General features: G+C 50.6%; 10 protein-coding genes. 9 read left to right on the forward strand and 1 reads right to left on the reverse strand.

The genetic code is table 11. The features are described 5' to 3' along the window. The 5 genes from JRF57_12070 to JRF57_12090 form a co-directional block, all read left to right on the forward strand. Positions 1-505 (forward strand): ABC transporter permease (locus JRF57_12070; protein ID MBW2304435.1); only part of this gene is annotated, 505 nt, incomplete at its 5' end. Between the two features lie 162 nt (positions 506-667). After that, positions 668-1,600, forward strand: a complete 933-nt coding sequence (locus JRF57_12075) for an ABC transporter permease (GenBank protein ID MBW2304436.1) — start codon at positions 668-670, stop codon at positions 1,598-1,600. A 431-nt stretch (positions 1,601-2,031) separates the two neighbouring features. Further along, positions 2,032-2,469 (forward strand): chemotaxis protein CheD, encoded by a 438-nt coding sequence (locus JRF57_12080; GenBank protein MBW2304437.1) that lies wholly within the window; start codon positions 2,032-2,034, stop codon positions 2,467-2,469. A gap of 278 nt (positions 2,470-2,747) precedes the next feature. Further along, positions 2,748-3,776 carry a zinc-ribbon domain-containing protein gene (locus tag JRF57_12085; GenBank protein MBW2304438.1) on the forward strand — a complete coding sequence of 343 codons (1,029 nt, stop codon included), beginning with the start codon at positions 2,748-2,750 and terminating at the stop codon, positions 3,774-3,776. A gap of 444 nt (positions 3,777-4,220) precedes the next feature. Continuing rightward, positions 4,221-5,216 carry a ketoacyl-ACP synthase III gene (locus tag JRF57_12090; GenBank protein MBW2304439.1) on the forward strand — a complete coding sequence of 332 codons (996 nt, stop codon included), beginning with the start codon at positions 4,221-4,223 and terminating at the stop codon, positions 5,214-5,216. Between the two features lie 124 nt (positions 5,217-5,340). Here JRF57_12090 and JRF57_12095 read toward each other — a convergent pair whose 3' ends face one another. Continuing rightward, complete coding sequence (locus JRF57_12095; GenBank protein MBW2304440.1) at positions 5,341-6,708, reverse strand: sigma-54-dependent Fis family transcriptional regulator; 1,368 nt, start codon at positions 6,706-6,708, stop codon at positions 5,341-5,343. A 536-nt stretch (positions 6,709-7,244) separates the two neighbouring features. Between JRF57_12095 and JRF57_12100 the strand changes: the two genes are divergently transcribed. The 4 genes from JRF57_12100 to JRF57_12115 are packed head-to-tail and all read left to right on the forward strand — an operon-like array spanning position 7,245 to position 13,007. After that, positions 7,245-8,234 (forward strand): hypothetical protein, encoded by a 990-nt coding sequence (locus tag JRF57_12100; GenBank protein ID MBW2304441.1) that lies wholly within the window; start codon positions 7,245-7,247, stop codon positions 8,232-8,234. A gap of 37 nt (positions 8,235-8,271) precedes the next feature. After that, positions 8,272-9,822 (forward strand): B12-binding domain-containing radical SAM protein, encoded by a 1,551-nt coding sequence (locus JRF57_12105; protein MBW2304442.1) that lies wholly within the window; start codon positions 8,272-8,274, stop codon positions 9,820-9,822. A gap of 28 nt (positions 9,823-9,850) precedes the next feature. Then, entirely contained in the window at positions 9,851-11,884 is a 2,034-nt protein-coding gene (locus JRF57_12110; GenBank protein MBW2304443.1) for a GAF domain-containing protein, read from the forward strand. Next, entirely contained in the window at positions 11,856-13,007 is a 1,152-nt protein-coding gene (locus tag JRF57_12115; GenBank protein MBW2304444.1) for a hypothetical protein, read from the forward strand. The genes JRF57_12110 and JRF57_12115 overlap by 29 nt, the downstream gene beginning before the upstream one ends. The last annotated feature ends 14 nt before the right edge of the window (positions 13,008-13,021 follow it).

A 13,021-nucleotide genomic window follows, 5' to 3' on the forward strand; every position in this document is an offset into this window, starting at 1 on the left:
TATAGATAATCCGGGCAAATTTATCCGTTACACCAAAATGTATACAATTGACGGGATACTGAACGGACGCCTGGATATTACACTCGATGCCCTGAACCACTTGATCCTCCCCGTCATAACGTCCGTACTGGTACTGGTGGCCATGGTTGTCCGGGTCATGCGATCCACCATGATAGAAGAAATCACTAAGGAGTATGTAATTACTGCCCTGGCGAAGGGTGCGGATTATCGAACCGTTTACTACAAACACGCCCGCAAGAATGCCATGATACCGGTAGTCACCATTTCCGGTTTGATTGTTGCATTTTTACTTCAGGGAAATATAGAAGTAGAAGTAATATTCAACAGGCAAGGCCTGGGGTGGTGGATAGCCAACTCCGCCATTCAGTTGGACTTGCCCGCCTTGATGGGGATGATAATCCTTATAGCAGTATTTTTTGTGATAATAAATTTGGTCGTCGATATTATATGTGCGAAGATCGACCCGCGGATACGATTGGACTAGATGTTGATCCTGTGATCAGATGCTGATTTATGGGTTAGGTAAATAGTGTCCATCCATAAATAGGCAATTTTATTCAAGGTCAAGGAAGGCGAAGATTTTAACCACAGGAATACATTGAAGTATTTCGAGGATTAAAATCTGAGCCTGACGCAGCTTTAATCAATGACTGATCCCAAAATAAAAGAAAAAATGGAAGCAAACTATCCCCGGCTAAAGGAATTTAAATTTCTGATGCGCCGGATTTTCAGAAATCCGTCGGCAGTGTTTGGGAGCATTTTGCTTCTCCTGTTTATTGCGGTAGCGGTCGGCGCTCCGTATCTGGCCAAGCCGGAATACAAAGACAATCCGTATAAAATACCTCATCACGGATTTTCGATGACCCCAAAACCACCGAGCAAGAAAAATATTTTCGGAACAACCTCCGGGCAATATGACATTTATTACGGCGTGGTCTGGGGAACCCGCACAATGTTCAAGGTGGTGGGAGTGGTCATCATATGCAGTTTGATTATCGGAATTATTATCGGGACCCTTGCCGGATATTTTGGAGGGATTGTAGATGAGATACTGATGAGGATTACAGATGTATTTTTCACCATTCCCGGTCTGGTGCTTGCCTTGGCAATTGTTGTGGCATTTGGCCGGGGAATCGATAAGATCATGATCGCATTGATCATCGTACGATGGCGGAATTATGCCCGTGTCATGCGTTCCGGCATATTAACATTAAGAGAACTCGATTATGTTCAAGCCGCTAAGGTCATGGGTGTATCGAATGTTAAAATTATGATCCGTCATATCATACCCAATGCCATATATCCTGTTATGGCGCTGGCTTTTCTGGATATTGGGAACATTGTCCTGGCAGCTGCCTTTTTTGCATTTCTTGGACTGGGAGAAGCACAGAATTTTGCGGATTGGGGTCAGATGGTGGCGCTGGCGCGAAATTACATTGTCGGTCCTCCGAGTGATCCTCTCAGATACTGGTATACCGTCGTATTCCCAGGCGCGAGTATCGTCTTGTTTGTATTGGGATTTAACATGATCGGTGATGCGTTGCGGGATGCTTTGGATCCAAAGATGCGCCGGCGGTAACAAAAAGCAACATAACCCAAATTATATTATGTTAACGCCTCTGTATGCGTTTTGTGTGCCACAATAGATCCGATTTTGGCCCATTTTAGGGGCCCGTCGTCCAGAGAGACCTTTGAAAATGTTCAATATTGTTCAAGTGCAAGCCTCAGGCCCGAGGGGTTTACGCCTCGGAGGGTAAGGGGGAAATTTAATCCACCCTGCTTAGGATGCCAAGGGGGCAGGCATCCATGTATCGAAGTATTTCGAGGGTTAAAATTTATCCGCACTCCGTTTGGACTCCCCGCCATTCGGGCGGGTTCCCGGTTTGAGCCTGCCTGTTTGATCCTGAATCCAAGTACATAGCCCCGGTCTTTTTCCTTGACAGATCAGGACCTTTCTCATACAGTTCCTTTCGGTCGAGCTTCATGTGATTGACTTTGAGGGAACTGTATATGCCGGATATTTCTGTAAAACTGCTTCAATATGCAATCGCCCAGTCAGGCCGACTCAGGATAGATCATATCGGTTCAGGCGTGGGAGTAATCTTATACAGTGCGGCCCAAAAAACCGGGGCCGGCCTTCACATCCTCGCTCCCAAGTCAGGGAAGCTTACGGCCAAGAGTCCGGTCATGTATGCCAATACGGCCATCCCTTACATCCTTGATCAACTCAGGGGAAAGGGCGTGAACCCTCCTTTCTCCGTTGCCATCGCCGGTGGGGCTACTCTCCTGGGCAAGGGAGCGGCGATAAATTCGGGTCAAAACGTGGTTGAGGCGGTCAAGGATGCTCTTAAGAAAGCGAACCTCGGAGTGAAGATCGAGCAGACCGGTGGGAACAGGGTGCGCAGTATGATCCTGGATATCGACGCCGGAAAGATCAAGATCGCCTAACTGGTGTCCATCCATAAATGAGAAAATTTGTGCAAGGTCAAGGAAGGCGAAAATTTTAACCGCAGGAATACATTGAAGTATTTTGAGGATTAAAATTTGAGCCTGACCTGTCTGCCGAATGGCAGATAGGTCCGGCACAGGCAGGCGCAGAGATTGCGGAAATTGGCCATTTATGGATGGACACTAACTGGTTGTTGAAAAACCTGACAAGCACGGTAGTTTTTCAACAGCCGACAAAAAGGGGCCGCGGATATTTCCATAAGGAGGCGGAAAGGTAAATGAAAATCGTATGCCCCCATTGCAGTAAGGCTTACAGGCTCCAGAAAGAGCGCCTACCCAAGAAACGGCACTTTGCTATACCATGCCCCAATTGCAAAGAGCCGATATCAGTCGACCTGAATTTCCTGGATGGGGAGGGTTCTATTGAAGCCGCATCCGTTTCCTCCAAGGGAGAAGAGGTAACCGGTGAGGCCTTGAAGGCCTTGATTCTGAAAAGTGTCAGGGATCTCCCCCCTATGCCCCAGACGATACTGAAGGCCCAGGAGATTATGAGGGATGCTAATTACAGTTTCGAGGCCCTTTCGAAGGTCCTTGAAACAGACCAGGCCCTGGCGGCGAAGGTACTCAAGATGGCCAATTCACCCTTTTATGGCCTCATGGGAAAGGTTTCATCCCTCCAACATGCCTCGGTTGTGCTGGGCCAAAAGACCTTGGAAGAACTTATCACCATGGCCGGGGCATCGGATCTTCTTGGGGGCAGGCTTGAGGGCTATGAGCTGGATTCCGGCGACCTGTGGGTTCACAGTATGGGAGTCGCATTTGCTTCCAAGCTTATTGCAATTAGAAAACAGCCCGCCCTGGAAAACGATGCCTTTGCAGCAGGCTTGATCCATGACGCGGGAAAACTCGCCCTGGATCCTTATATCCTGGAACGGAAACAGGCGTTCAAAGCAGTCACCGAGGATAGTGGCGAGAGTTTCACTGTGGCGGAGAAAAGGATCCTGGGTTTCGATCACGCTGAGCTCGCACTGGAACTATGTAAGCATTGGAATGTCCCGGAACCGTTGCGTATCGCTATAGGATGCCACCACAATCCGGAGTCGTCCGATGGCAACATCTTGGCCTATATTGTCCATCTGGCCGATGCCGTGGCTATGATGAGTGGAATGGGGGCTGGGCTGGACGGGATGCAGTATTCATTGAGCGAACAGGCCCTTGATACTCTCGGTTTTACCGAAGATGAAATCAACGAAATCATGGCCGAGGCGGTTCAATCGGTGCAGGGCCTTACTGAGGAGACGCAATGAAACACGGAAACATCGTTTCCCCTGCCCGGGCATGGAATCGGGTACCCGGGCATGAAGCAAGGGCTTTATTCGCCTTCACCAGGATATCCTGTAGCTTATGCTGCAGGAAGGAATGGCAGGTCGACCCCATAGGAATTCCGTTCATGAGACCCCGCTGCTTGCAGGGTTGGGCTTCATTACCTGGTGTCCATCCATAAACAGGCGATTTTATCCAAGGTCAAAGGAGGCGGAAATTTTAATCCCCCCCCCTGGAGATACAAGTGGGACAAGCATCCATACATTGGGGTATTTCGAGGATTAAAATTTGTCTGCCCGGTAGCAACGATTCCCACCTTACGGGTAGGTCCCTGGTTTGGGCTTGACCTGAGAGAATGGAAAAAGAGCCGTTTATGGAGGGGCGCTTCCTGCCGGATTAATCTAATACAAAAAGAGGACGTCAAAACCATGCCGAAGTCGCGCATCAGCGGGATAGGCTCTTCTGTCCCGAAGAAAATAATTTCCAACAAGGATCTTGAAAAGATAGTCGATACTTCTGATGAATGGATCACCCGGCGTACCGGAATTCGGGAACGTCGGATCGCATGCCCGGAAGAAAACGAAAGTACATGGGAACTCGCCACACGCGCCTCCATCAAGGCGATGGATATGGCCGGAGTGAAACCAGATGATCTGGAGATGATCATCATGGGCACGGTCACTCCTGATCGGCAGTTACCCGCGGCATCCTGTATGGTCCAGACTGCTTTGAAAGCCCGGAACGCGGCCGCATTCGATGTGTCCGCGGGCTGCTCGGGTTTTCTCTATGCCCTTAGCATGGCGGATAACGCCATTCGTGCCGGTACCTGTAAAAACGTCCTGGTGATCGGTGCCGAGCGACTTTCAAGCATTGTGAACTGGGAGGACAGAAACACTTGTGTGCTCCTGGCGGATGGGGCCGGAGCCGTGGTGATCACCCCCTCCTCGAACGGTAAGGGTGTGCTCACATCCCAGTTGAAATCCGACGGCAAGTACTGGGACCTTCTTTATGCCTCTTACGGGAATCACAACCACGTTCCGGATATTCTGGGCGATGTCAAAAGTAAACCGTTCTTCCTGAAGATGGAGGGGAATCGGCTTTACAAGAAGGCCATTTCCTGCATGGCCGCAGTAACCCGGGATGCGCTCGCCGAGACAGGGCTGGCGTGCCAGGATATCGACGTTGTTATTCCTCACCAGGCCAATATTCGGATTATGCGTGGATTGGCGAAGTCCCTCGGGATCCCTATGGAAAAGGTATATTCCAACATTCACCGTTACGGGAACACTTCATCGGCCACTATTCCCATTGCCATGGACGAGGCCTATCAGGAAGGTTTTTTGAAGCGCGGACAGAATGTATTGCTGGTAAGTTTTGGTGCGGGATTGACCTGGGGGGCTTCCATCCTGAAGTGGGATCTATGATTCCCTGACTGAATGGAGGTTCCGCCCGGCCGCCTTTCAGAGACAGGATGGGATAGGAGAGTGAAATCCAGGGCGGACGGACGTAACGCTCGTTCCTCTAAAGGGTGGACCTAAGGGGGCATACTTATTCCTCATCCTTTTTCCCTGTATTGATACCAAGCTCGGTGATCTTCGCCAACAGGGTGTTTCGGTGGATCCCAAGGATTTCCGCCGCCCTTTTCCGGTTGTTTCCCACGTGCTCAAGGACATCGGAGATATACTCATATTCGAAATGACTCACGGCCTTTTTGAGGGGAAGGTGCTTCAAGGGCCTTTTGTCGGTGTGGAAATTAGCGAGTTCCTTGAAATGAATGACCGAGTTCTTGGAAATCGTGAAGGCCCGCTCGACAAGGTTCTGGAGTTCCCTCACATTGCCCGGCCAGTCATATTCAGTCAGGGCCTTTACGGCGGCCTTGGAAAACCTCTTGGGCGGTTTCCCTGTCCGCTTGGCATTAAGCTCCAGGAAATGGTCCAGGAGGAGAGGAATGTCTTTTTTTCTTTTTCGCAAGGGAGGGAGTGTGATGGGAAACACATTCAAGCGGTAGTAAAGATCTTCCCTGAACTTCCCTTGTGAAATGAGGTCGCCCACATCTTTGTTGGTAGCAGCCAGGAACCTTACGTCTATCTTGATGACCTTGGTGGTTCCCAGCTTCTGGAATTCTTTTTCCTGGATGACCCGCAGCAGCTTAGCTTGCATGTTGATGTCCAAGGTATCGATATCATCAAGGAAAACCGTCCCCTTGTCAGCGATCTCCAGCTTGCCCATCGTAGTTTGGGTAGCCCCGGTGAAGGCGCCCTTTCTGTGGCCGAACAGTTCGCTTTCCATGAGGGAAGAAGGGATAGCGGCGCAATTGATGACCACGAAGGGTTGATCCTTTCTGGGGCTGAGGTTGTGGATCGCCCTGGCGATGAGTTCCTTTCCCGTGCCGCTTTCTCCGTAAATAAACACGGCCCCTTCGCTCCCGGCAATGGTGGAGACAAGATCGAACACCTCCTTCATCTTTTCGTCCTGTCCTATGATAGCCTCAAAAGGATGATACCGCTCAAGTTCATTGCGGAGGTAAGTCACTTCCTTTAAGAGTTTGTGCTTTTCCAAGGCCCTATGGATGCAGTTCAGCACGTCTTCCACTACAAAGGGCTTCACGAGGTATTCATAAGCACCCAGCTTGATTGCTTGAACGGCCGTTTTGATTTCCTTGACTGCCGTGACCATGATGACCTCCGCGTTAGGATCGATGGATTTGAAACGATCCAGGAGATCCAGGCCACTTGCATCCGGCAGGAGGATGTCCAAAAGAATCAAATCGATATTGCTTTTTATGAAGGTGTCGAGGGCCTCTTTGGCTGTGGCCGCGAAAAGGACATGATAGGTGTCTTTAAGGACCATCCTGAAGGATTCGCGGATCCCGCGTTCGTCGTCCACGACGAGAATGGTGGCTTTTCGGTTGATCATTTTCCGTAAGCGTCTTTGTTTGAAGGTGTGCCGGAGACTGGGGATTTGAAACGATGGAAAATCCTGCCTGATTGAGGAGTTCCATCCCAGGACCAGATGCTACCTTGTCGTATTATGATCATATTCATGGAATCTCGTCAAGAAATGTCGTTTAAGCGATCCGCTGCACAATAAAATGTGCATCCAGAATGGAATTTTTGAGGGTTCCACTTGAACCCATCGAAGAGCAGGACACTCTCAATGTTAACTCGGAATATTTTTAATAATTATTTGCATTTCTAACAGTTTGAAATTTAATAAATTTTGCCGTGTTTAAATATGCCTCACCCGACTTTCCTGTCAAGGCGATCGTAAGCCCCCTCTTTTCTCCGCCGTGGCACGGGAATTGAGTAATTCATTAGACAAATGGAGAGATGACAAACCTCCCGGCCTGCCTCTGAGACACTGAGAAATGTTTTTCCGGAAGAAACCCGGATCTCAGACCCGTTCAATCCGATTTTGACCGGAAATTTCCTCACAGGATGAGGAAGATGAAGATGGGCCGTTTAAAGTTAAGCACATTCCTCCAGATGAGGGTGAATGTCTTCCTTTATTTGACTTTTGGGTGGAAGACTGCGAAACTCATCCTGTTTTTCCTAGGAAAACTGTACTTTTTCTTCCATAAGAAAGAGAAGAAGCGGATCATCGGCGCTGCATCTAGTGCCCTTTTGCCCGACGGGAGCGGGAGGATCCCAAGGAGACTTGCCAAGGAGATCTTTAACGGTATCCTGTCCCATTACTACGAAAAGATGTTCATCGCCTTCGAGACCCCTGAAAAAGCGGCGCATTTTCTGAACAGGCATGTACAGAAAGATGATTTGGCCATTCTTCACAGGAAATTGCTTGCAGGGAAAGGGGTGATAATCGTAACAGGGCATTACGGCGCCATCGAGTACATCCCTTGCCTGCTCGCGGTCAATGATTTCCCGGTTACCATGATCGCACGTTTCAATTCCCGTAAGTTGAGAGACAAGGTACATGCTCAGGCGGTGCATTACGGGATCAAATTAATCGACGTCACCGAGGAGGGAAACGTTGTCAAAAGAGCAATCGGGGAGTTGAGACTGAACCGCGTCCTGATCACTGAATGTGATGAAATTGAGGAATGGCGTCCTTCCCGAAAGGAAAAGATCAGTTTCCTTGGAAGGATGACGGGACTGGACAGAACCATCAATGTAATCCATCGGAGGAGCGGGGCCGAGGTTCTTTTCGGGGTGATCCATCGATACGACCTGAACCATTACGCGCTCAGGATGTACTCATACGAAAAGATGGCCGAGATTTTGGGTCATCTGGAGCATCGTTCAGTGGGTGAGACAGTGTTGAAATTCCTCGAACTCTGTATCCTTTCAAATCCCGATCAGTGGTACCAGTGGAAGGAATACGCTATGATGGCCGCACCTCTTTCGAAGGGAGGCACCGGGCACATTCCCCGGAGGCCTGGTATGCCGTGTGAAGGCCCGGTGCCGGGCTATGCCTTGCCGTGACACTCCCCCATTTGCCTGGATATCGTGGAGACTTTTCATGGAAACCCCATTGATACTACTGATGGAGCCCCTGTCAAAAAACATAGGAATGTATGTTCCCGCCTATCCGCTTCCTCTGGTGGAGATAGCAAGTTACGTGAAAAGGCTTTATCCGGAATCCCGGATCCGGATCCTGTCTTTGCCTGTTGATTATGGCCTGCCACTTACACGAGAGGGCAAGGAACTCATATATGACGAAGTCCTCCGGGACCTGGACGGTTTAAATCCCGCATGTATCGGGATTTCCTGCACTGCCATCGCCCAGGCCCAAGAGGTTATCGACCTGTGCGATCGTATCAAGGAGGCGGACCCCGACGCCTTCTTGTTTGTGGGTGGGTACTTCCCCACTCTTTACTACGAAGAAATGCTATCCAGGACATCGTCTATCGATCTCGTTGTTCGCGGCGAGGGAGAGATTCCTCTGGCCGGTATCGTGAAAGCCTTTGAAAGGGGGCGGGACCCACGAAAGGATGATATCCCCAACCTGGTCTGGAAAGAGGAGGGGAAACTTCTTTTCAGCAAAGACCTGGTACGCTTTGACCCCAAAAAAAAGCCCCCTCTGGACCCGAGCCCCCTGAAGTCTCTCTCGGACTATGATCTCCTGCCCTATGCCTTCAGCAGGGGGTGTACCTTTCGATGTACTTTCTGCATGGAGTCTTACATGAGACCAGGTTGGAGGGAGGTTCCGGAAAAGGTCGTGAAGGAAGACCTCGCCATGCTTTCCAGGGAGAGCCGCGCCCGGATGATACTGGTCAGTGACGCCCTTTTCAAGTCAATCGATCTTCTTCCCTTTGTTCAGTCCTTGGGAATGAAGGTCAACTTCGAGACGAGGGGCGATATAATGGACCCCTCGGCTTTTCCCAAGATCGCGGGGGCCTGCGGCTCGCTGGCCATCGGTTTGGAATCCGCGAGTTTCGATACACTGAAGTGGATGAACAAGGTCCGGAACCGGGAGCATTACGAGCATTACATTAATAATACCCGTGCCATCTTCAGACAGGCCGCTGAACATGAAATTCCGATCATGGTTTTCATGATCGCCGGATTTCCAGGGGACGGGGAAGAAGACCTGGAGGAGACCCTTCGTTTTGCTGAAGAACTCGCTGAATATGGCGGACCGGGAGGACACGTTTTCAAGATAGGTGAATGCAGGGTCTATCCCAAGACCAGGCTCCACCAATTGGCATCGTCAATGTCCGATGTGATCTTTGACGATCAAGGGGTTTTCGGGGATAATGTTGTAAGGCGACCTTCCAGAGGTCTGGATTTCGACAAGGTGCTTTCCTATATGCAGAAGATTTATCAGTTGTCCAGGATAACCCCCCTGCTTCAGGAAAGTCTGTGGACCTTGATGCCCTTTTTCAGATTTCCACCCGAGGTCTTTGCTGATGAAACGGTGCCGGGATCCTGTTTTCGTGACAAGGGTAGAACGGTCCTTCGGGCCAAGATGGAAAGCCTTTCGGAGTTTCGCCGCATTGCTCCAGCACTCGCCGGCAAGTATGAGGGATTGATGTCTGGGCCAAGGAGCACCCGAAATTTGCCCCTCTGAGGGGTTCCGGATGGGAGGCCTCTTTGGAATGGAGAAAGAACTCAATTGCATCAATTCAAAGGCCATCTTCGATTATGTAAGGGCCCATAACAAGGGGGATGTCTCTGGCTTGTTGGGTGACCTCGATCCTGAAATCGACGATCTACCTGATCCTGAAGCCTTCTTGACCGATCCGAACAACTGGATTTCCTGCACAGTGGGGGCCAAGCTATATGAACGGGCCCGACGGATCCTGAAGGATGAGAGGGCGGCATTCAAAATAGCAAAGTTCGCTGTTGAGACGACCACCCTGGGTTATACCCAGGGAATCATCGTCAAGACCTTCTGGTCGACGAAAAAAGGCCTCAAAAATCTGAGAAAGATCAACGAGAAGTGGAACAGGAATAAACGAATCGAACTCGTTCACTTGAAGAAGCGGGAGGCCGTGATCAGGCTCCACTGGTATCCAGAGATGGGTTCGACAAAGGATTTTTGCCTGATGAATCAAGGATCTTACAGGTATATGCCACGGGTCTGGGGCGCGAGACCCCTGAATCTCGAAGAGACCTGCTGCTTCTTTGAGGGCGGCCCATATTGCGAATATCGTCTTACGTGGTCGGCGAGAAATCGGTTTCATGAAATCCTCTCCAGGTTTTTCACCACCAAGTCCGTCCTCATGGATACCATCAAGGAGATGGAAGAGGACAAGAAGGTTATTGAGGAGAAGTATGAGGAGGTCAATCGCCTCAATCTCGAGCTGAATCAAAAGATCAAGCAGCTCACCGCCATCCAGGAGACCGGTAAGGCCATCCTTTCGATCCTGGACCTGGAAGAGCTTCTTGAGGTGATCATGAACATCCTCTCAAATGTCTGTAAAATCAACCGGGCCATCATAATGCTTGTGAATCCCAAAGAGAGGTGCCTCGAGTATCTATATGGGGCGGGCTTTGAGGGGGAGGTGCCTGAAGCGATCAAGAATTACAAGGTTCCTTTGGACAGGCTTAGTAATACCCTGGCAAGGGTCGCCAGTGTCGGAAGGTCGGAATATATTCCGGAAGTGCGGAATTCGCGCCTGAGGAAGGGTAATATCCTTTTGACTTACGGGAATCCGGAGTCCGTTTACGTAGTGCCCCTTATTACGCGTTCAAGGGTCATCGGGGTGATCGCAACGGATGCCGTTGAAAAGGGAGGGGTTCCGGAGGCTACCCGTGAGACTCTGGAAATTTTTGCTCCCCAGATTGCGATCGCAATTGAAAACGCCAAGCTGTACCGGCGATTGAGCAAGCAGATGGAGGAACTCAGGCGTTCCCACGCCCTGTTGAGCCGGGCCGAAAAGTTTTCTTTCCTCGGCAACCTTTCAGCAAGGCTTGCCCATGAAATAAAGAATCCCATGACGGCCATCGGGACCTTTATCCAAATGCTTCCCCATAAGTACGACGACGAGGAGTTCCGAAACAATTTTTATAATATCGCCCTGGAAGAAACGGCCAGGGTAAACAACCTGATCACGGAACTCCTGGATCTCGTCAAGACCCATGAACCTCACTTCCAGTTGGAGGATCTCCATGATCTAATAAACCGGATGATCCTGTTGGTCTCCCCACAGAGCAATGCAAAGAAGATAAAGGTTTCCACTTTCTTTGATCCAGAGGTCGGGAGAATATGGATGGATTCGGAGAAAATGAAACAAGTTATTTTGAACCTCTTGTCCAACGCAGTGGAGTTCACACCGGAAGGAGGAAAGATTGATGTTACGACCCTGAAGACCCGTGATGGCCGATCCTCCGAAATAGTCCGCATAGAGATTCGGGACACGGGGATCGGCATCCCCCCGGAGAACTTAGAGAAGGTTTTCGATCCCTATTTCACAACCAAACACAAGAGCAGTATCCACAATGGAACGGGATTGGGTCTCTTTATCGCCCATAAGAATATGGAGGATCACAAAGGAAGCATCGAGGTGGACAGCAAGGTAAATGAAGGAACCGTGTTCACCCTGAGTCTCCCTCAAAATCCCTCCATGTCTTCTTCCACTCTGCCCCCGGGGAGGAATCATGAGGCTGGATTCTGTAAAGATCTATAGTCTTTCTCTCCCATTCTCCATCCCTTTCTCCCATGCCTTGAAGCACAGGTTTTCCGCAAACAACATTGCCGTTGAAGTGTCCGCTGGAAAAGGGGAGTTGAGGGGATACGGCGAAGGAGCTCCGAGGCCTTACGTGACGGGCGAGTCCCAGGGAAGTGCTTTGATCGATGCCGGCCGCCTGGTGAATCGTCCCTCCTTTCCCTGGAACCTGGAAGAGCCGGGGCAGATCTGGGACTATATCGACAGCCTGCCTCCAGGAAAGATCCACCATTCCACCACCTGCGCCATCGAGACGGCCCTCTTGGATATCCTCGCCCGAAGCCGGGAGAAGTCGATCAACGACTTTTTTTCAAAGGATTTCTATACCGGGAATGTGGTTTACGGGTCTGCCATACCCTTAGGTGACGGAAAAGTCGTCAAGGAGTTCGGGCGCAGGATCCGGGAGTTGGGGATCAATCGGGTGAAACTCAAACTTGGACGGAATATCGAGGAAAGTCGCTCCGCCCTCAAGGCTATCTCCATGGTCTTCGGAAACGATTATGACCTCAAGATCGACGTAAATATGGCCTGGAACCGTGAGCAAACCATGGCCCACCTGCCGCTCCTCCAGGCCTTCAGGGTCAGCGTCCTTGAACAACCCCTGGTCCCCTGCGACCCGGATATCAATCTCTTGGCCCCGGCAATAAGGGAGGCGGGTATCCAGTTGATGGCGGATGAATCGGTTTGCACTCTCGGTGAATTAGAGCGTGTGATGGAAGAAGGCCATTACAGAATGGTAAACATCCGGTTATCCAAGTGCGGAGGGTTTAGAAAATGCCTTGAAATGATTGAATATCTCCGTTCCGGTGGTACAGCCTTCCAGATCGGCTGCCACCTTGGAGAATCGGGAATCCTGTCGGCGGCAGGAAGGGCGTTGAGCCTCCTCTGTGGGGATGCCCGTTATCACGACGGCTCTTACGATGCCTTCCTTTTAAGGGAGAATGTTACGGATCAACCCGTGTCCTTCGGGAAGGGAGGAATCGCGGAGCCCTTGAAGGGGCCCGGCCTGGGGGTAGAAATCGACCGGGATCGACTCCTGCGGCTCAGCGGGGGAAGACCCCGCATCACGATCCTGCGGCCCTGAGATCATCCTGGACC

It is taken from the genome of Deltaproteobacteria bacterium (assembly GCA_019310525.1).
In the GTDB taxonomy this organism is placed as follows: Bacteria; Desulfobacterota; DSM-4660; order Desulfatiglandales; family HGW-15; genus JAFDEE01.

Coding starts and splice junctions, on each gene's coding strand:
- JRF57_12075 (MBW2304436.1), top strand. CDS start 668: ATGACTGATCCCAAAATAAAAGAAAAAATGGAAGCAAACTATCCCCGG.
- JRF57_12080 (MBW2304437.1), top strand. CDS start 2,032: ATGCCGGATATTTCTGTAAAACTGCTTCAATATGCAATCGCCCAGTCA.
- JRF57_12085 (MBW2304438.1), top strand. CDS start 2,748: ATGAAAATCGTATGCCCCCATTGCAGTAAGGCTTACAGGCTCCAGAAA.
- JRF57_12090 (MBW2304439.1), top strand. CDS start 4,221: ATGCCGAAGTCGCGCATCAGCGGGATAGGCTCTTCTGTCCCGAAGAAA.
- JRF57_12095 (MBW2304440.1), bottom strand. CDS start 6,708: ATGATCAACCGAAAAGCCACCATTCTCGTCGTGGACGACGAACGCGGG.
- JRF57_12100 (MBW2304441.1), top strand. CDS start 7,245: ATGGGCCGTTTAAAGTTAAGCACATTCCTCCAGATGAGGGTGAATGTC.
- JRF57_12105 (MBW2304442.1), top strand. CDS start 8,272: ATGGAAACCCCATTGATACTACTGATGGAGCCCCTGTCAAAAAACATA.
- JRF57_12110 (MBW2304443.1), top strand. CDS start 9,851: ATGGAGAAAGAACTCAATTGCATCAATTCAAAGGCCATCTTCGATTAT.
- JRF57_12115 (MBW2304444.1), top strand. CDS start 11,856: ATGAGGCTGGATTCTGTAAAGATCTATAGTCTTTCTCTCCCATTCTCC.